The following is an 18,562-nucleotide window of genomic DNA, read 5'->3' on the forward strand; positions in this document are numbered from 1 at the left end:
CAAGCCGGTACGGGAAAGGACCGGAGGTTCGGACATCATGTTCCGCCCCCTGGCCCCGCCCCCGGCGACATCAGGCGCAGCGGCGCCGTTTCGCCGGTCAAGCGGTAGCGCAGATAGTCATCGAGGATGCGCCGGTGGTCAAAGACCAGGGGCTGTCCCTGATCGTCGGGATCCAGCCAGGCACAGTCCGCCGCATCATCGGCCGCACGGGCCTCGCCAGCGCCGCGCGCCACGAATACAGCACTGACGGTGTGCCCGCGCGGATCCCGTGCGGGATCGGAGTAAACACCCAGCAGGGCTTCGAGCGTGACCTGCAGGCCCGTCTCCTCCAGGGCCTCGCGCACGGCGGCCTGCTCGACCGACTCACCGACATCCACGAAGCCCCCGGGGAGGGCCCAGCCATGGGGCGGGTTGCGCCGCTCGATCACCAGAACACGGCCAGGGTGGGCGGGGTGATGGATCACCACATCCGCGGCCAGCAAGGGTGTTTGGGGTGGGCCACTCATTCGTCTTGACCGTCCTGGCGGATGAAACGCCGGATCTGGCGGCGCTGGCGCTTGTCCGGGCGGCGACTGGGGGCGCTGTCGGCCACCGCCCGTTCCGAGCGCCGACGTTCGGACTCGGCCTCGCGCCGGGCCTCGCTCTCCGACGTCTCGGCATACAACTCGCGCGCCTCGGGGGCGGGCCGACGCTGATCATTCAGCGCCCGTACGTCGATCTCCCAGGTCTGCTGGCCGCGATGAATCGTCAGGCGATCGCCCGGGTGCACCCGGCGGGCGGGTTTGCAGCGCTCGCCGTTCACATGGACCTTGCCGCCACTGACGGCCTCGGTGGCCAGCGCGCGGGTCTTGAAGAAGCGCGCGGCCCAAAGCCACTTGTCGATGCGCAACCCGCCGGCGGGCGCTGCGCGTGCCTCAGCCCCGGCCAAGAGGCCCTCGCACTGGAGGCACTGGACTTTCCCGCCGGACCGCGGGCATGGACAATGCGCGACTTTCCACCATCAGAGGATGGGGCCCCGCATGGGGCTTCGGCACGTCATGAAACTCCCGCATCTGCACCTGATCAGCTTTGACCTTTGTCCTTTCGTTCAGCGTAGCGTGATCACGCTGAAATACAAGCAGGCACCGTTCGAAGTGACCTATATCGATCTCGCGAACCCGCCCGACTGGTTTCGCGAGCAGTCTCCGCTCGGCAAGGTGCCGATCCTGAAGGTCGATCACGACACTGTGCTGTTCGAGTCGGCGGTGATCAACGAATACGTCGATGCCATCACCCCACCCCCTCTGATGCCGGACCCGCCGCTACAGCAGGCCCGCACGCGCGCCTGGATCGAATATCTGGGCGAGCAGACCATGACGCAGTACCGCTGGATGACAGCGGGCGACGAAGAGGCCTTCGAGATGGAGCGCCATGCGGCCTCGCGCGGGCTGGAGCGGCTGGAACGAGAACTGGCGACCGATTCGTTGCTCATGGGGCATGCCTTCACCCTGATCGACGCGACCCTCGCGCCGGTCCTGCTGCGCTACAGCCTGATCGACGACATCGACAACCCCTGGGAGCCGGAGGCGTTTCCGCGCCTGGCCGAGCGCTGGGAAACGCTGCGCGACATGGACGCGGTCTCCACCTCGGTCCCCGCCGACTTTGCGGCGCGTCTGGCCGCCTACCTGCGCGCACAGAAAGGCTTCGCCCCGGCGCACATCGCCTCGCGTCTCGCCGATACGACCTGAGGCCAGGCCCGGGGCCCCGCCGGGTCGGACGTGGCAATAGCACACGTCTCTGTGGCCGGCTCTGGTTCGGCATCCGGTGTTCACGTGCTTTCGGCCGGCCGAAGCCACCGTAAACACAGGATGACCAACCGGGCCCAGCTACAAAGCGGCCGGACTGAAAAGCCGCGCGAGGGCGCGTCAGACCGGGCGGTGGGGGCAGGCGCTGTCGCTGCAGTCGCCGTACAGGACCAGGGCGTGGTCCTTGATCGAGAAGCCGTGCTGGCGCGCGACCTCCCGCTGGCGGGTCTCGATGGTCTCGTCGAAGAACTCTTCGACGCGGCCGCACTGGTTACAGACGATGTGATCGTGGTGTCCGCCGCGCTCCAGCTCGAACACGGCCTGGTTGCCTTCCAGATGCAGACGGCAGACCAGCCCCGCAGCCTCGAACTGGGTCAGCACGCGGTAGACTGTCGCCAGCCCGATCTCCTCGCCAGAGTCGAGCAGCTCGCGGTAAATGGCCTCGGCGGTCAGGTGACGCGTTTCCGAGTTCTCGAGGATCTCGAGGATCTTCATCCGTGGCAGCGTGACCTTGAGCCCCGCTTTCTTGAGATCGCTTGTTTCCATCCTTCGATTCCCGTCACCCGATTGCTTGAGAGCATCCGGACGCTTTGGTGTACCATGCGCGTTCAACGGCCCATCCGACTTCTGGGGACCCGCCGGCTCGATGATCAAGATTCTCATTTCTATTGCCGTGGCTGCAAGCCTGCTCAGCGCCTGCAGTGGCTTCAACCAGTTCCGCCTCGATGTACAGCAGGGCAATGTCATCGACGCGACACAAGTCGCCCAGATCCAGCCCGGCATGACCCCGCAGCAGGTCCGTTTTCTGATGGGTACGCCGCAGATCGACGGCGCGTTCAAGCGCGAAGACCGCTGGGATTACGTCTACTATCGCCGTCCCGGAATCGGGCCCACGGAGCAGCGCCGCGTAACGGTGTTCTTCGAAAATGGCGTAGTCAGCTACGTCGACTCCGACGTGCCGCAGCCGATCGCGCTGGACCAGTACCCGGTCGAGCTCGACGACAACTGATCGCGACCGGCCGGCTCAATCGCCGGCCGAATCCTTGCCGCTCCCGGCCCCGCCCTCCGGCTTTTCGCCCGCGGGCTTTGCGGACGCCTGATCGCCCGCCTTCTGCGCGTCCCCCTTGCCGGGCTTCTTCCGGTTCTTGCCGGCCCGTTGACGACGCACCTCTTTCGGATCGGCGATCAACGGCCGATAGATCTCGATGCGATCCTTCGGGCGCAACACCGTGTCGCGTCGGGTGAGCTTGCCGAAGATCCCCACCTTGGCGTTATCCAGATCGATCTCGGGAAACTGCGCGTCGATCTCCGACTGGCGCAGGGCCGCGTCCACGGTCGTGCCTTCGGGCACGACCAAGGGCAGGATGACCTGGCGGTCGGGGCGCGCATAGGCGACCTCGATACGGATTGTCCCGTCCCCCGCCTCGGGGCTGACGGCCTCCCGATCATCGGGCACCGTAGACCTCGCGCGCGCGCCGCACAAAGGCGTCGACAAAGGAGTTGGCCAGCTGGTGGAAGATCGGTCCGATCGCGAACGACATCAGCCGGCTGGCAAACTCGAATTCCAGCTCCAGCGCGATGCGCGTCTGGCCATTGTCCAGCTCGGTGAAACTCCAGGTGCCGTGCAGGCGACGAAACGGTCCGTCCGCCAGACGAATGTCGATGCGCTCGGGGCGCTGCACGCGATTGCGCGTCGTGAACGACTTGTGCAGGGCGCCCTTGGCCATCTCGATGGTCCCCTCCACCTCATCCTCTCCGCGCATGCGCGCACGCGAGCTGCGGCAACCCGGCAGAAATTCCGAGTAGGAATCCACGTCATTGACGAGGTCGAACATCTGCTCGCGGGAGTACGGGACCTCCGCCGAGCGCCGGACTGTCGAGGACATCAAATAAGCTCCACCGCGCGCAGGAACACAAACAGAATGGCAATCGGGGCCACGAAGCGCACCAGGAAATACCAGATCTGGTACAGACCCCCGAGTTTCATGCGCAGTTCGGACTGGACCGAGCGCTCGGTCATTCGCCAGCCCACGAAAACCGCAATCAGAAACCCGCCCAGCGGGAGCAGGATGTTAGCAGTCACGTAGTCCAGCAGGTCCAGGATCCCCATGTTGAACAGGGTGTAATCCGACCAGACGTTCAGCGACAGCAAGGCCCCGATCCCCAGCAGCCAGGCGGCGATGGCAATGCTGGCGCTCGCGGCCACGCGCGTCATGCCGACATTCTCCACCAGATAGGCGACCGCCGGCTCGATGATGGAGATCGACGACGTCCAGGCCGCGAACACCAGCAGCACAAAGAACATCGTCCCGAAGTAGAGCCCGCCCGGCATCTCCGCGAACGACAGCGGCAGCGTGACGAAGATCAGCCCCGGCCCCTGCTCCGGCGAGAGCCCCGCCCCCAGCACGATCGGGAAGATCGCCAGCCCGGCCATGATCGCCACCAGGGTGTCGGCCCCCACCACGGCCGCCGAGGTCCGTGCGATCGAGGCCTCGCTCTGCAGATAGCTGCCGTAGATCATGATCGCGCCCATGCCGAGGCTCAGCGTGAAGAACGCCTGCCCCATCGCCAATAGCACCGCGTTGGCCGTCAGCGCCGAGAAGTCCGGATACAGCAGGAACTCCAGCCCCGCGATAAAGCGCCCTTCCACCATTGCGTAGCCGACCATCACCACCAGCATCACGAACAGCAGCGGCATCAGGATGGTCACGGCCTTCTCCAGACCGGACTGCACCCCGCGTGCGACCACCATCGCGGTCATCACCATGAAGATCGTATGCCAGGCCAGCAGGGCCTCGGGATTGGAGAGCAGGCCATCAAACATGGCCTCCGAGCCATCCGCATCCAGGCCCATGAAGCCGCCACTGCCAGACTTGAACACGTAGGACAGCGACCAGCCGGCCACCACGCTGTAGAACGACAGGATCAGGAACCCGGCGAGCACTCCGATCCACCCAACCATGCCCCAGCCACGGCTCAGGCCCTCCTCGCGCGCCAGCGTCACCATCGTGTTGATCGGGCTCTGGCGGCCGCGCCGCCCCAGCAGGATCTCCGCCATCATCACCGGCAGGCCGATCAGCAGGATGCAGCCGAGGTAGACCAGCACAAAGGCCCCGCCCCCGTTATCACCGGCGATATAGGGAAAACGCCAGATGTTGCCGAGTCCGACAGCCGATCCGGTGGCCGCAAGAATAAAGGCCAGGCGGGTCGTCCACTGACCGTGGACGGAAGTCGTGGCAGGCATCAGCGGCTCCTTGTTGGTGGTACCCGTTCCATCGCTCGGCGCGGCCAGATCGATGCACGGTCAACGGCACATGGCGGCACAAGCAGGGCTTCGAGTCGCCCGGAATTGTGGGGCAGGCTTCCCGCGGGCTCAACTGTGCGCGGCAAACGCCGACCCGCGACGCGCGCGATCCTGTACGTTCGTGCGTGTTTCCTCGGCTTTCGCCCCGCGCGTGCAGTACACTGCGCGGGCCATGGGAAAGCCAAACAAGAAAAAGGACGCCGGTTCCAACACCATCGCGCTGAACCGCAAGGCGCGCCACGATTTCTTTATCGAGGACCGCCTGGAGGCGGGGCTGGAACTGCAGGGCTGGGAAGTCAAGTCGATGCGCGCCGGGCGCGCCCAGCTCAGCGAGGCGTACGTGCTTCTGCGCAAGGGCGAGGCGTTCCTGTTCGGGGCCCACATCACCCCACTGCCCACCGCCTCTACCCATATCAACCCGGACCCGAGTCGCACGCGCAAGCTGCTGCTGCACCGCTCGGAGATCAACCGTCTGATCGGTGCGGTGGAGCGCAAGGGTTATACCCTGGTCCCCATGGCCCTGTACTGGAAACGCGGCCGCGCCAAACTGGAGATCGGGCTGGCCAAGGGCAAGAAGGATTACGACAAGCGCGCGGCCAAGAAGGACAAGGACTGGCAGCGCGAACGCGCGCGCATCCTCAAAAGCGGCTGAGGAAGCAATCGAGGCGTGGCATCACTCCGGCGGTTGGGCCTGCCCCTTCCTCCACCAGTGGCGGGTCAGCCAGCCCATCTTGGTCACCGCCAGCACACCCGCCGTCAGTGCCTTCACAGGCCGCAGCAGGCGCAGCCCGCGCAGCTGATCGACCGCAAACCCCAGCAGGAACGCCCTGGGAACCATCTCCGGCGAACCCAGACGCTGCAACGCGCGCCACCAGCCGGTCGCACGCACATCGTCACGCAGTTCGTCGACCTCGCCCTGCAGCCGCAGGCGCAGTTCGCGAGCATGGCCCCGCAGGCCCAGCCAGGTGCCAGCCATGGGCTACTCGGTATCCCGGCTCTCGGGCCGTGCGACCAGATTCCGCACCAGGGCGCGTGTCTCCGGGTAGGTCATGCCGTGCAGCAGCCGGCCGATCCCGCGGGCAACCAGCCATGCCAGCACGCCGGTCAGCGCCGCCACGATCACCAGCGACAACGCCGGCGACACGCCCGCGTAGGCCTGCAGCAGCATTACCACCGCCGCGACCAGCGCCAGCCACACCGTGACCAGCAGCAGCCCCAGCACCACCGCGAACACGATAACCCCCACCGCATTGCGCACCAGTTGCCGGGTCTCGGTCCCCAACAACTCGCGCGAATCTCCCAGGATGCGGCCGAGGTCCTGCATCACGTCCCCGGGGTCGGCGGTATCGGAATCCGATCGCTCGCGCGCCGGTCCGTCATCCTGCGCCGCCATGACTTACTTGCGGCGAGTCAAGGCCGAGAACAGGGTCCCCGCCACAAAGGCCAGGCCGATCGCCGTCAGCGGGTTGTCGCGCACATAGTTGCCGACCACGCGCAGGACGTCCTCGGAACTCTGACGCGCCTTCTCCGCCCGTTCGCGAACCTCTTCATCCGCATGCGAGAGGCCCTCGCGGATGCGTTCCTCGGCCGTGCCGGCATGTTCCGCCACGCGGTCCACGGCCTCGTGGGCCTGGGCCGCCACGCGCTCGGTCGTGGAGGCCTCGTGTTCCGCTTCGTCCTGCTTCTTCGCACTGCTGCTTTTCGTCGTTGCCATTACACGCACTCCTTATCGCGGGCCTGGATCATCTTCCGACCCCTCCCCCGCGGAATTGGTTGCAGGGTCTTCGAAATCACTCAACCCCGTCAGGATTTCCGGGTCTTCCTCAATCACCTCCGAGGTATCCACCAAGGCCGTACTCCACTTGACCCTGAAGTGCTTCCAGAGGCTGGCCACAAACGCCGACAACGGCACCGCCAGGATCATGCCGATAATGCCGCCCAGCGCCGTCCCCCAGAAGAAGATCGAGATCACGACAATCGCCGGATGCAGCCCGGAGCGATCCGCCATGATCTTCGGCGTCAGCAGCCAGCTCTCGATCAGCTGCACCACGGCAAACACCACAAGCACCAGCGCGACCAGCGTCAGTCCGCCGCCCTCAGGCTGGAGATAGGCCACCGGCAGAGCCAGCGTCAAGCCGACGATCGTCCCCAGATAGGGCACGATATTGAGAAACCCCAGCATCAACCCGAACAGGATCGCCGCCTGCAGGCCGATCAACGAAAACCCGACGGCCAGCAGAACCCCCATGATCAGGGCGATCACCACCTGCCCCTGGAAAAACGCCGTCACGTAGCCGACAAACAGGCGACCCAGGAACATCAACTCACGCTGGGTCTGGGGCCGAAAGACCGACAGAACCTCGCGCCCACCCTCCTTCAGGCGTTCCCCGGACAGCAACGCAAAGAACAGATACAAGGGCACAAAGGCCAGCCCGACGACCACCGTCACGTAGTGCATCAGTTGCGAACCCACGCCTTCCAGGTTCGGCATGATGCTCTGGAGGTCCAGTTCTTCCAGCATCGAGGCCACGCGCTCGGTGGCGTTAGGGAAATTGCGCGAGAATGACTCGTAGGCATTCTCCGCCAGCTCCGGGGCACCCTTGATGAACTCCTGAACCTGATGGCTCGCCGTAGGCACCACCAGTACCGAGACGACCACCAAGGCGATCAACACCACACCGAACAGCGAGCTCACCGCCCCCATCCGTGAGAATCCCGCAATCCGCTGCAGCCAGCGCACCACCGGGTAGAGGATCAGGCTCAGCACCCCGGCCACTGACAACGGCAAGAGCAGCGCGTAGAAAAACGACACCACCTGCCCCAGCAACCAGACCAGCAGGGCCACCAGCCCGGTCAACACCATGAAGGCGGCGAGCACGGCGACATAGCGGAACAATGTCCGCTCGAAGGCGCTGAATTCGATATTCGATTGCGGCTGGTTTTCCACGCAGGGCTCGCATGAGGGGATCGTTCGACCGTAACCACCCGGCCATGATCTGCCACGGTGCGCACCACCGTTTCAGGCACTGCGTCACAAAAATATGGCGCTCGACCCTGGCCCGCGCCAGAGGGACGCTATTCAATCCCTAGAACAAGTCCGCCCACTCCGTCAGGGCAAACCAGATCACGTAGCCCCCGTAGAGAATCAGGAAAATGACGCTAAGGATCGTGATCGGGCGAAAGCCCTTCACCCGCACCTCGTAGGAGACATCCTCGCCGCGTGCTCGCCGGCGCCGCACCTCCAGCCAGCGCGATACCCGCCACCAGACAAACAGCAGGATCAGGACAACGGTCAGGAACTTCAGCATCGCGGTTCGTTTCCTCGTACGGGACTGAGGGAAACACTGATCAATGTACACGCTCGCGCTCGAGTCGCTTTTGCGTGCGTTTAATGCGCGGCGACTGCCGTGCAGTCATTCTGCACAAGGGAGCGGCAACGCCGTTCCCACGCAAAAGAGGCCGAGCCCCTTCGGCGTTGGTACCCCAGGTTCCGCGATCCTGCGTTGCACCGCTTGCGGCTAGAACCACTACCCGCTGCACGCCGCGCCTTGTCTCGGAAAACCTGGGGTACCAACGCGAGTGTGCACATCGATCAGTGTTTCCCTAGGGGAGTCGCTGAACGCGACACTACCCGAGAACGCCACCCGCCGCATCGTCATCCCACCGCAGCACCCCACTTCGCCATCCCTGCCACAGCACAGCGACGAGCCGGGATCTCCATGGCCATGCACTACCCTAACGCCCGAGATCCCGGATAACCGCTCTGCGGTTTCCGGGATGACGACACAGAAGCTAATAAACGGCGTCCCGTATTGCCCGGGTCCCTGTGGGAGCCTGCTTGCAGGCGAAGCCCCTGCCAGCCCCGACCCTGCCTACCCGCGCCGCTTCGTATGCCGCGTGGCCGGCGCATTCCATGGATCCTCCGGCCAGGGGTGTTTTGGATAGCGCCCCTTGAGCTCGCGGCGCACCTCGGGATAGCCGTTCTCCCAGAAGCTCTTCAGATCCTGGGTGACCTGCACCGGTCGCCGTGCCGGCGACAGCAGGTGCAGCACCAGCGCCACGCGGCCGCCCGCCACCCGGGGTGTCTCGCCCAGGCCGAACAGCTCCTGCAGCTTCACCGCCAGCACCGGGGGGTCCTGTGTGTAATCAATGCGATGGGCGGAACCGGAGGGGACGTCGATCCGCGCCGGCGCCTCCCGCTCCAGTTGCTGCTGGTGGTCCCAGTCCAGCCGCGCGCGCAGGATCGCCGCCAGGTCCAGCCGCTCCAGATCCCGACGCCGTGTGATCCCGGCCAGATACGGTCCCAGCCAGTCCTCGAGGGCCATCAACAGCGCCTCGTCGCGCAGATCCGGAAAGCCAGCCTCGGGCATCGCCTCGTGCAGCAGCTGGATGCGCGCACGCAGCTGGGTCGCGGCGTCATCCCAGGGCAACAGCGCAAGGCCCTCGCGGCGCAGCCGTTCGCACCAGCGCGGGATGGTGGCGGCGGGGTCGTCCAGCGCGACCATCTGCCGCTCGACCACCAGCGTGCCGATCCGTCGAATACGCGCGTTCTCCAGGCGCGCACCATCCTCCACCCAGTCGCAGCGCGGCTCGCGGTGGAAGAGCTCCGGGGCCTCCTGCTCCAGTGCCGTCAGATCCAGCGCCACCGTACAGCGGATGCGCGCCTCGCGGTCGGCATCCGTGCAGTCCACCGCGACCAGGTAGTCGGTATGCGCCAGACGCTCGCGTTCCGGCAGCCACGCGCCGCGACCATTCCCCATCACAAAGCGCCCGGCCGCCTCGCCGCGACGCCGCGCGATGCGCTCCGGCCAGGCCAGCGCCGCCAGCACGCCCAGCGCCGTGCTTTCGTCCAGTGCCGCCTCCGTACCCGCGGGGCGCTCCCCGACGCGTGCCAGCGCCTGCTCCAGACGCCGCAGACCGGATGGCCAGGCCCGGCCACCCGAGCGGCGCGCGCGCTCCAGGCGCGCGCCCAGCTCCAGCGGCGGCTCCGGCCCGGCCACGCCCGGTTCTTCCACGGCTACCGCCAGTTCGCAGGCCAGGCGCGCCAGCCCCCGCTCCCGGCCCCGCAACAGCATATGCGCCAGACGCGGGTGGGCCGGCAGGCGCAGCAGGGCCTGCCCGTGCCCGGTCACCCGCCCGTCGGCATCCACCGCGCCCAGCTCCGCAAGGACCGCCTGTGCGGAGGCCAGGCCCTGCGCGGGCGGCGGCTCCAGCCAGTCCAGCTCGGCCACCGCCTCGCCCCAACCGGCCAGTTCCAGGGCCAGCGGCAGCAGGTCCACCTGCTGCATCCCCGGGGTGGCATAGTCCGGGCGCGCGACCTCGTCGGCCCGCGACCACAGGCGGATCGCCACCCCTGACTCAGTGCGCCCGGCGCGCCCGGCCCGCTGCTCGGCGGCAGCCTTCGAGGCCGGCCGCGTCACCAGTCGCGAGAGCCCGGTCGCGGCATCGAAGCGCGGCTCGCGGGAAAGCCCCGTGTCGATCACCACGCGCACGCCCTCGATGGTCAGGCTGGTCTCGGCGATATCGGTCGCCAGCACCACCTTGCGCTCGCCCGCCGGCGCCGGGCGCACGGCCCGGGCCTGCTCCTGGGCCGATAGCCGGCCGAACAGCGGTGCGATACGCGCGGGGCCGGCAGGCGTGTCCACCCCCTCGCCCAGGCGCGCGGCCACTTCGCGGATCTCGCGCTCGCCGGGCAGGAAGACCAGGATCGAGCCCGGCTCCACCGCCAGCGCGTCCCGAACCGCCTGTGCCACACCGTCGGCCAGCGGCGCATCCTTCGCCGTTGGGGCATAACGGACCTCGACCGGGAACTGCCGCCCACGGGCGCGCAGCACCACAACGGCATCTGCCTCCGGGCCGGCCAGCAGCCGGGCCACGGCCTCGTCGTCGAGGGTCGCCGACATCACCACGATGCGCAGCTCCGGGCGCAGCAGCCGACGCACCTGCAGGGCAAAGGCCAGCGCCAGCTCGGCCTCCGGCCGGCGCAGGTGGAATTCGTCGAAGACCACCGTACCTACCCCTTCCAGCAGCGGGTCGCCCTGGATGCGCCGCAGGAACAGGCCATCGGTCACCAGCTCCACCCGGGTGCGCTCGGAGACCTTCTGCTCGTCGCGCACGCGGTAGCCGACCGTCTGCCCGGCCGATTCGCCCAGCTGCCCCGCCATATAGGTCGCCGCCATGCGCGCGGCCAGCCGGCGCGGCTGCAGCACGATCACGCGGTCCTCGCGGTTGCAGGCGGCCAGATGCAGCGGGACGCGGGTGGTCTTGCCGGCACCGGGCTCGGCCACCAGTACGGCGGCACCGCGCGATTCCAGCGCAGCATCCAGGGGATTCAGGAGGTCCTCCAGCGCCCGGGCCTGCGGCGCATCGCTCGGATCTTTACTCATCTACTGCGGTCAGTTCTCGACCACACGCGTACCCGCCTGCACACGATCCCCCGGGCGGGTGACCACACGCTCGCCCGCCTCCAGGCCCTCGAGGATCTGCGTGGCGAAGCCCGAGCGCCGCCCCACTTCGACCCGGCGTGGCTCGGCACGGCCGTTCTCGACCACGAACACCGACCACTCACCGCGGTCGCGGAACAGCGCGCTGGTCGGAACCTGCAGTACCTCATCTCCTTCCCACAGCAGGAACTCGGCCTCCACGCGGTAGCCCACCGCCAGCCCGGCCATGCGCGCCTCCACCGCGTCGAGGTCGAGGATCACCGGTACGCGCTGCTCGTCCACGCCCAGCGCGGAGATCCTGGTGAAGCCGAACGGCTGCACCCGGCGTACGGTGCCTTCCAGCTCGGCATCGCGGCCCCAGTCGGTCAGGCGCACGCGCATGCCCGGCACCACGCGCACCGCGTCCATCGACAGCAGGTCCACCTGCACCTCCAGGTCATCGAGATCGCCCACGACCAGCACCGCCTCGCCGGCCCCGATCGTGCCCTCGCAGCAGCGATAACGCTCCAGCACCACGCCCGAGACCGGCGAGCGTACGGACAGGGTCTCGGTCTCGGACTCGGGCATCTGGCCGCTGGCAATTTCCAGCACGATTCGCGCACCCTCGATTTCGCTGCGCGCGACCTCCACCGCGGACTCGCCGGCCCGCACCGCCGAACGTGCGCGGTCGCGCGCGGTCTCCATACGCTCCACCTCGGTGGCCGACACCGCCCCGCGCTCGAACAGTTCCTGGTGCCGGCGATACTCGGACTCGGCGAAGCGGGCCTCCGCCCGCAGGTTCTCGAGATTCGCCTCGGCGCTCTGCAGGCGCGACCGCGCGGCGGCGAGATTCTCGCGCGCCTGCTCGCGCGAACGCACATCCAGCGCCGGGGTCGGCAACGGTTCCATGCGGAACAGCGTGTCGCCAAGCTCGACCGCGTCGCCCTCCTCCAGCTGCACGCGATGCAGGAAGCCCGCGATCGGTGCCGAAACGGTAAAGGTGTCGCGCAGCCGCGTGCGGCCTTCCTCGCGCACGGTCTCCTCGAACGGGCCGGCCTCGACCGTGGTCAGCGATACCGGCACCGGCTGCGGGCGCAGCGCCCACACCAGCGCGGCCACCCCCGCCAGCACGATCAACCCAACCGTGATTCGCTTTTTCATCGCCATAGGCCCAGTCTCGCAAATCCCGCCATCCGGCGCTCCCCATTCACTCGTGTGCCTGCGGCAAGTCGGCACTGGCTCGTCGTCCCTGTTTACGGGGCCCAGTCCGGCCACCTTCCTAGTTGTGGCTGGCCCTGGTTCTGCATCCGGTGTTTACGTGCCTTCGGTCCGCAACCTGCCGTGCGCTGACTCGCCAGCGCGCCCCGAGGCACTTTCTTGCTTGCCCAAGAAAGTGCCCAAAGAAGGGCACCCGGATTCCGCGAGGGGCTCCATCGGGAGGCGAAGGTCAAAACAGAGGGTGTTCCCGCCCCCACAACACCACAACGCGCCCTGCCGCCTGAAAGCCCCCGGCGCCCGCTGCGCGGGCGCGGCACGCAACGGCCGCAGGCCGAGCGTGCCCAGGTGTCGGCAGACCCAGCCCCCATCCATTGGCACAAAGGTCAGAACCGCCGTTGTCTTGACCTTGACCCCCCGTTGTCGTCGCGCCGAGCGGAGAGGGTTTTCGCGGGAGAAGAGGCGCTGGATGTCTGAGCGAAGCGCAGCGTAGCGAGTTCAGCGCCGCCCGCGAAAAGCCTCGGAGCGAGGGAAACCCCGGCCCGCACAGCGGGCCGGGGTCGCGGCAGTCGGGCGTGTTTCTTGGGTACTTCTTTGCACGAGCAAAGAAGTACCTCGCGGCGCGCTGGCGAGTCAGCGCCTGGCAGTATGTGGCCCGGAGGCACGTAAACACCGGATGCAGAACCAGGCCCAGCCACAACAAGGCAGGCGGCCAGCCGAAGCCCCCAAAGGCTGCTGAGGACTACTCCGCCGCCTTCAGGGCCTGCACGCGGTCGAGCTGCTGCAGGCGCCGCCAGGCGAGGAAAGCGGTCAGGCCGGCCGCGACCAGGATGCCCAGCGCGGCGAAGCCGTAGGCCTGTGACGTAATCACAAATGGCACGCGCATCAGGTCCATCGCGAAGGCCTGGTTCAGCAGCCACGCGAACCCGGTGCCGGTCAGCCAGGCGACCGGGATCGCGGCGAGGGTGAGCACCGCGATCTCGCCCAGCAGGATCCAGCTCACCTGGCCGCGCGAGTAGCCGAGCACCTCCAGCGTGGCCAGGTCACGGGCGCGCTCGGCATAGGTGATGCGCGCGTTGTTGTAAGTCACGGCGAAGGCAATGGATACCGCCAGCGCGACGAATACCAGCGCGAACACGATGATGGTCTCGCCGATGTACTCGCGGATGTTGCGCTCGGCCTCCGCGATCAGACCGACGCTGGCGACCCGCGGGCGATCGGACAGGCTGCGAAACAACGCCTCCTCCTGCGCCCGGTCGGTCAGCAGCCAGGCCCCGGAGACGGCCGGCCCCTCGCCGATCAGGCGATTCAGCGCCGGGCGGTACATGTAGGCGCCGACGCCGATCGGCTCCTCCACCACGCCGGCCAGCGGCACCGTGACGGTGCGGCGGCGGCCCTCCAGGATCTCCACCTCCACCGGGTCGCCCACGCGCAGCCCGAGCTGTTCGGCCAGGTAGTCGGTCAGCAGGATGCCCTCCTCCGGCAGTCCGCCGCGCCCGCCGCCCATCGGCAGTTGCCGCAGGCGCGGCTCGGCGTCCAGGCCCAGCAGGCGCACGCGCTCCTCGCGGTTCACCCCAACCAGCCGCACCGGCACCGCGCGGAAGGTCTCCACCGCCAGCACGCCCGGCTCGTGGCGCAGCTCGCCGGCTGCGCGCGCCGGCACGGGATCGGTGAACTGCAGATCGATGTCCATCTGCAGGACCTGCCCGTACTGGGTGTCCAGCATCTGATCTACCGCGTTCAGCTGGTAGGCGCCCATCAGCAGCAGTCCGCCGGACAGGCCGATGCCGATCACCGACAGCAGGGACTTGAGCCGGTGGCGCGCCAGGTTGCGCAGGATGATCCGGGTGGGCTGGTCGATTGCCCGCCAGGCCGCCGAGCGCTCCAGCCAGCCGCGATGAAAACGCTCCGGCGCCGGTGGACGCATGGCCTCGGCCGGGGCCATGCGCACCGCCTGCCAGACCGCGCGGAAGGTGCCGAGCATCGCCGCGCCCATCGCCACGGCCACCGCCAGCACCATCACCCAGGGCTGCAGGCGAAAACTCATCTCCGGGAAGCGGAAGTACTCGGCATAGATGCCGGCCAGGCCCTGCGCGGCCCAGGCCCCGAACGCGAGCCCCAGCACGCAACCCGCCAGCACGATGCCCCCGGTCAGCAGGCCGTAGTGCGCGGCAATCGCGCCGTTGCCGTAGCCAAAGGCCTTGAGCACCGCGATCGGCTCGCGCTGCGAGCGGATGATGCGCCCGACCACAACGTTCAGCAGGAAGGCCGCCACCGCCAGGAAGATGGTGGGGAGGATCGCCGCCTGGGCGCGCAACTGGGTCAGCTCCTCGGACAGGAAACGGTGCGAGAACTGGTCCTCGCGCCCGTAGGCGCCCAGGCCACCGTAGCGGGCCAGCGCGCGGTCCATTGCCTCGATTACGGGCTCCGGGTCGGCGCCCGCTTCCAGACTCACGGCGACGGAGTTGAACGCCCCTTCCATGCCGTAGGCGGCGGCCAGCGCGCGGCGGTTCATCCACAGGATGCCGTAGCGCTCGTAGTCCGGCAGCAGGTCGGTGGGGCTGATCTGGTAGACGAACTCCGGCGACAGCGCGATGCCGCTGATCTGCAGGTCGGTCAGGCGGCCGTCGATGATCGCGCGCAGGGTATCCCCGCTGCCCAGTCCGTGCGCCTCGGCGAAGGCCTCGCTGACGACCACCTCGCGCTCGCGCCCGGGCTCGGGCAGCCGGCCCTCGCGCAGGTAGAGCCGGTTCAGCAGCGGCTCACCCCCGTCCGGCAGGGAGAGCATGGTGCCCCGGATCGGGTCGTCGAAGCCGGCGACCTCCAGACGCACCGGGGCCTGTACGCGGGTCTCGATCTGGTTGATGCCTGGCGCATCGCGAAAGCGCTCCACCGCACTCTCCGGCGCGCGCGTGATCTCCGCGAAGACGTCGGCAAACTGATATTCGGAGTAGAAACGTTCCTTGGTGATGGTCAGGGCGTCGAGGCTGGTGACCGCGATCACCAGCGTCATCACGCCGCTGGCGATCACCAGCGCGATCGCGGCCGCCTGCCCCTTCAGGTGGCCAAGGTCACGCAGGATCTTGCGGTTCAGGGCGCGCATGAGACGCGGTCGGTGCTGCTACCAGTGCAGCGAGGAGGGAGACTGGCGAGTGGCATTCTCATGGATCTCGCTCACGCGGCCGTCGCTCAGGTGGATCACGCGATCGGCCATCTCGCCGATCACCGCATTGTGGGTGATGATCGCCACCGTCGTATCCAGGCGCTCATTGATGTGCTGCAGCACTTCCAGCACGCGAATACCGGTCTTCGAATCCAGCGCGCCGGTCGGCTCGTCACACAGCAACACCGCCGGCTGCTTGGCGATCGCGCGGGCGATGGCCACCCGCTGCTGCTCGCCGCCGGAGAGCTGCGAGGGGAAATGGTCCATGCGGTCCTCCAGCCCGACCAGCGCGAGCGCCTCCTCCGGTGGCATCGGGTCGCGCGAGATCTCGGTGACAATCGCCACGTTCTCGCGCGCGGTCAGGCTGGCGATCAGGTTGTAGAACTGGAACACGAAGCCGACATGGTCGCGACGAAAGGCCGTCAGCGTGCGCTCGGAGGCCTGCGCCAGGTCCTGGTCGCGGTAGCGCACCTCGCCCTCGGACGCGGTATCCAGCCCGCCCATGATATTCAGCAGCGTCGACTTGCCGGAGCCCGAGGCCCCCAGCATCACCACCAGCTCGCCGGTGTAGAGCTCCAGATCCACCCCGCGCAGGGCATGGATGGTCACCTCGCCCATGCGGTAGACCTTGGTCACCCCCGCCGCGCGAAAGATCACCTCCCGCGTGGCCGCGGGGGCCGGGGACGCGCTCATGCGGGTGCGGCCACCACGTGCGTGGTCGGCGGCGCCGAGGCCCCCGGCTCGGGCGCGCTTGGAAGGATGCCGCCTTCGCCGTCCAGGCTCATGGACCACAGGCTCAGCAGCAACAGCAGAATAATCAGGATCGGAATCAGTACGCGCGGATTCATCAATCACACTCTCGGTCGCGGGAATAGCCCCATGCTGCCACAAAGCCCCTGGCACAACGTGGCGATCGCCGCCCAGAACCACCCGAGCCCGCCGCACAGCCAGCTTCACCCGATTGCCACGGCCCCTGCGGGGCCTCGCAATGACGACTTTTTACGGCGTGTTCGACCTCGTCATTGCGAGGAGACGAAGGCGACGTAGCAATCGCTGAAATCGAGCGCAAAGCCAGCGCGGCCCCAGTACCCGACACCCCCCCGATTTGTTGTTTTGCGCCCAAATATTTACCCTATGCCCACCGTCCGGCCTGCCGCAGACGCGCCGAGCATCCCGAAATCGCGCGCCGCAGAGCCGTTTTGGCACCGCGATCGGTGCCATGCCAACCCGTTTCAACAACGCAAGGAGTCAACATGTCCGCACTCATCTGTGGGTCCATCGCGTACGACACCATCATGGTGTTTCCCGACCGCTTCAAGAACCACATCCTGCCGGACAAGGTGCACATGCTGAACGTGTCTTTCCTGGTCCCGGACATGCGTCGCGAGTTCGGTGGTTGCGCCGGTAACATCGCCTACAACATGAAACTGCTGGGCGGCGACCCCACCATCATGGCCACCGTCGGCGGCGACTTCGCCCCCTATGCCGACTGGATGGACAAGCACGGCATCTCGCGCAAGCACATCAAGGAACTGAACGACACCTACACCGGTCAGGCGTTCATCACCACGGACCAGGACGACAACCAGATCACCGCCTTCCACCCGGGCGCGATGGGCTTCTCGCACCAGCAGAAGGTCACCGAGGCCGACGGCATCAAGGTCGGCATCGTCTCCCCGGACGGCCGTGACGGCATGATCGAGCACGCCCAGCAATTCGCCGAGGCCGGCATCCCGTTCATGTTCGACCCGGGCCAGGGCCTGCCGATGTTCGATGGCGACGACCTGAAGCGCTTCATGGAGCAGGCGACCTATGCCGCGTTCAATGACTACGAGGCGCAGCTGACCGCCGACCGCACCGGCCTGAGCCTGGAGCAGATGGCCGAGATGGTCGACGCGATGATCGTCACCCGTGGTGGCGAGGGCTCCGACATCTACACCGGCGGCAAAAAGATCACCATCCCGTCGGTCGAACCGGCCGCGATCAAGGACCCGACCGGCTGTGGCGATTCCTATCGCGCCGGCATCCTGTTCGGCCTGGAAAAGGGCTATGACTGGGAGACCACTGGCCGCATCGCCTCGCTGATCGGCTCGATCAAGATCGCCCACTCCGGCACCCAGAACCACCACTTTACGCCGGAAGCGTTCGCCGACCAGTTCGAAAAGGCTTTCGGCTACCGTTACTAAGCACGCCGCCGCCCCGGGCACCCGCCCGGGAACACAAAAGGCCCGGCCCGAGAGCACTCGCCCGGGCCTTTTTATTGGTTTATTGCGCCCCGTAGGAGCCTGCTTGCAGGCGAAGCTCCCGCCAGAATCGGACGCGGGCAGGGGCATTCGCCTGCAAGCAGGCTCCTTGTGTCTTGCGGTTCACGGATCGCTACCATGAACCGTATTGGGCTCGGGTAACCCGTCAGGCTCCTGAGGTCACGAACCTGTTCTGTAGATTGGCCCCGAGTCCTTTCTCATCTCGAAGTTTGAACGGTATCCAAGACCCCCCTCCGTGACGGACGGGTGAGGCTGTACGGACAAGGCGAGAGGACGAGATGGCTCATATTGGCGTTGATGTTAGCAAGAACAAGCTCGACTGCATGTGGGTCCGGGATCTGGAGGCGGGCAAGGTGAAGCCCAAGGTGTTCCCGAACCGCCAAGACCAGTACCGGGAGCTGCTGCACTGG

20 protein-coding genes and 1 pseudogene are annotated in these 18,562 nt (G+C 67.2%); 5 read left to right on the top strand and 16 right to left on the bottom strand.

The features are described from left to right. Positions 1-35: 35 nt before the first annotated feature. On the bottom strand, positions 36-482 hold the full coding sequence (locus tag F813_RS0104810) for an NUDIX hydrolase (protein ID WP_017925775.1): 447 nt from the start codon (positions 480-482) through the stop codon (positions 36-38). Between the two features lie 20 nt (positions 483-502). Further along, the gene (locus F813_RS0104815; protein WP_012983414.1) at positions 503-928 is read right to left on the bottom strand and encodes an RNA-binding S4 domain-containing protein; all 426 of its coding nucleotides are present in this window, start codon (positions 926-928) and stop codon (positions 503-505) included. A gap of 109 nt (positions 929-1,037) precedes the next feature. On the opposite strand from F813_RS0104815, the gene F813_RS0104820 reads away from it, so the two are divergent. Beyond that, positions 1,038-1,727 carry a glutathione S-transferase family protein gene (locus F813_RS0104820; RefSeq protein WP_012983415.1) on the top strand — a complete coding sequence of 230 codons (690 nt, stop codon included), beginning with the start codon at positions 1,038-1,040 and terminating at the stop codon, positions 1,725-1,727. Between the two features lie 177 nt (positions 1,728-1,904). On the opposite strand, the gene fur is transcribed toward F813_RS0104820, so the two are convergent. Next, a complete protein-coding gene (gene fur / locus F813_RS0104825; protein WP_012983416.1) occupies positions 1,905-2,330 on the bottom strand; it encodes a ferric iron uptake transcriptional regulator in 426 nt (141 codons plus the stop codon). Positions 2,331-2,430: 100 nt separating this feature from the next. Here fur and F813_RS0104830 point away from each other — a divergent pair, with 100 nt between their 5' ends. After that, positions 2,431-2,793 carry an outer membrane protein assembly factor BamE gene (locus tag F813_RS0104830; protein ID WP_017925778.1) on the top strand — a complete coding sequence of 121 codons (363 nt, stop codon included), beginning with the start codon at positions 2,431-2,433 and terminating at the stop codon, positions 2,791-2,793. Positions 2,794-2,808: 15 nt separating this feature from the next. Here F813_RS0104830 and F813_RS0104835 read toward each other — a convergent pair whose 3' ends face one another. Genes F813_RS0104835 through F813_RS0104845 form a run of 3 tightly spaced genes read right to left on the bottom strand, consistent with a single transcriptional unit; the run spans position 2,809 to position 5,028 of the window. Next, complete coding sequence (locus F813_RS0104835) at positions 2,809-3,240, bottom strand: RnfH family protein (RefSeq protein WP_017925779.1); 432 nt, start codon at positions 3,238-3,240, stop codon at positions 2,809-2,811. Next, positions 3,230-3,670 (bottom strand): type II toxin-antitoxin system RatA family toxin, encoded by a 441-nt coding sequence (locus F813_RS0104840; RefSeq protein WP_017925780.1) that lies wholly within the window; start codon positions 3,668-3,670, stop codon positions 3,230-3,232. The genes F813_RS0104835 and F813_RS0104840 overlap by 11 nt, the downstream gene beginning before the upstream one ends. Beyond that, the gene (locus tag F813_RS0104845) at positions 3,670-5,028 is read right to left on the bottom strand and encodes a sodium-dependent transporter (protein WP_017925781.1); all 1,359 of its coding nucleotides are present in this window, start codon (positions 5,026-5,028) and stop codon (positions 3,670-3,672) included. Before F813_RS0104845 ends, F813_RS0104840 begins: the two co-directional genes overlap by 1 nt. A gap of 232 nt (positions 5,029-5,260) precedes the next feature. On the opposite strand from F813_RS0104845, the gene smpB reads away from it, so the two are divergent. Beyond that, positions 5,261-5,740 carry an SsrA-binding protein SmpB gene (gene smpB, locus F813_RS0104850; RefSeq protein ID WP_012983421.1) on the top strand — a complete coding sequence of 160 codons (480 nt, stop codon included), beginning with the start codon at positions 5,261-5,263 and terminating at the stop codon, positions 5,738-5,740. A 21-nt stretch (positions 5,741-5,761) separates the two neighbouring features. On the opposite strand, the gene F813_RS0104855 is transcribed toward smpB, so the two are convergent. From F813_RS0104855 to F813_RS14415, 10 genes are all read right to left on the bottom strand, one after another. Continuing rightward, on the bottom strand, positions 5,762-6,064 hold the full coding sequence (locus F813_RS0104855) for a hypothetical protein (RefSeq protein ID WP_012983422.1): 303 nt from the start codon (positions 6,062-6,064) through the stop codon (positions 5,762-5,764). A gap of 3 nt (positions 6,065-6,067) precedes the next feature. Next, a complete protein-coding gene (locus tag F813_RS0104860; protein WP_012983423.1) occupies positions 6,068-6,481 on the bottom strand; it encodes a phage holin family protein in 414 nt (137 codons plus the stop codon). A gap of 3 nt (positions 6,482-6,484) precedes the next feature. Next, the gene (locus F813_RS0104865; protein WP_012983424.1) at positions 6,485-6,802 is read right to left on the bottom strand and encodes a YqjD family protein; all 318 of its coding nucleotides are present in this window, start codon (positions 6,800-6,802) and stop codon (positions 6,485-6,487) included. A gap of 12 nt (positions 6,803-6,814) precedes the next feature. Next, a complete protein-coding gene (locus tag F813_RS0104870) occupies positions 6,815-8,035 on the bottom strand; it encodes an AI-2E family transporter (protein ID WP_012983425.1) in 1,221 nt (406 codons plus the stop codon). A gap of 139 nt (positions 8,036-8,174) precedes the next feature. Next, complete coding sequence (locus F813_RS0104875) at positions 8,175-8,396, bottom strand: hypothetical protein (RefSeq protein WP_017925782.1); 222 nt, start codon at positions 8,394-8,396, stop codon at positions 8,175-8,177. Positions 8,397-8,960: 564 nt separating this feature from the next. Next, positions 8,961-11,474 (bottom strand): ATP-dependent helicase HrpB, encoded by a 2,514-nt coding sequence (hrpB, locus tag F813_RS0104880; protein WP_017925783.1) that lies wholly within the window; start codon positions 11,472-11,474, stop codon positions 8,961-8,963. Positions 11,475-11,483: 9 nt separating this feature from the next. Then, positions 11,484-12,677, bottom strand: a complete 1,194-nt coding sequence (locus F813_RS0104885; protein WP_017925784.1) for an efflux RND transporter periplasmic adaptor subunit — start codon at positions 12,675-12,677, stop codon at positions 11,484-11,486. A 790-nt stretch (positions 12,678-13,467) separates the two neighbouring features. After that, on the bottom strand, positions 13,468-15,828 hold the full coding sequence (locus F813_RS0104890) for an FtsX-like permease family protein (protein WP_017925785.1): 2,361 nt from the start codon (positions 15,826-15,828) through the stop codon (positions 13,468-13,470). An 18-nt stretch (positions 15,829-15,846) separates the two neighbouring features. Then, positions 15,847-16,581 (bottom strand): ABC transporter ATP-binding protein, encoded by a 735-nt coding sequence (locus tag F813_RS0104895; protein WP_012983430.1) that lies wholly within the window; start codon positions 16,579-16,581, stop codon positions 15,847-15,849. Continuing rightward, on the bottom strand, positions 16,578-16,736 hold the full coding sequence (locus F813_RS14415; protein ID WP_012983431.1) for a hypothetical protein: 159 nt from the start codon (positions 16,734-16,736) through the stop codon (positions 16,578-16,580). The genes F813_RS0104895 and F813_RS14415 overlap by 4 nt, the downstream gene beginning before the upstream one ends. Before the next feature lie 405 nt (positions 16,737-17,141). On the opposite strand from F813_RS14415, the gene F813_RS0104905 reads away from it, so the two are divergent. Both F813_RS0104905 and F813_RS14295 read left to right on the top strand, forming a co-directional pair. Continuing rightward, the gene (locus F813_RS0104905; RefSeq protein WP_012983432.1) at positions 17,142-18,074 is read left to right on the top strand and encodes a carbohydrate kinase family protein; all 933 of its coding nucleotides are present in this window, start codon (positions 17,142-17,144) and stop codon (positions 18,072-18,074) included. A gap of 356 nt (positions 18,075-18,430) precedes the next feature. Continuing rightward, positions 18,431-18,562, top strand: a pseudogene (locus F813_RS14295) (IS110 family transposase); the annotation flags it as partial.

The sequence above is a fragment of the Thioalkalivibrio sp. HL-Eb18 genome (assembly GCF_000364985.1).
Classification (GTDB): domain Bacteria; phylum Pseudomonadota; class Gammaproteobacteria; order Ectothiorhodospirales; family Ectothiorhodospiraceae; genus Thioalkalivibrio.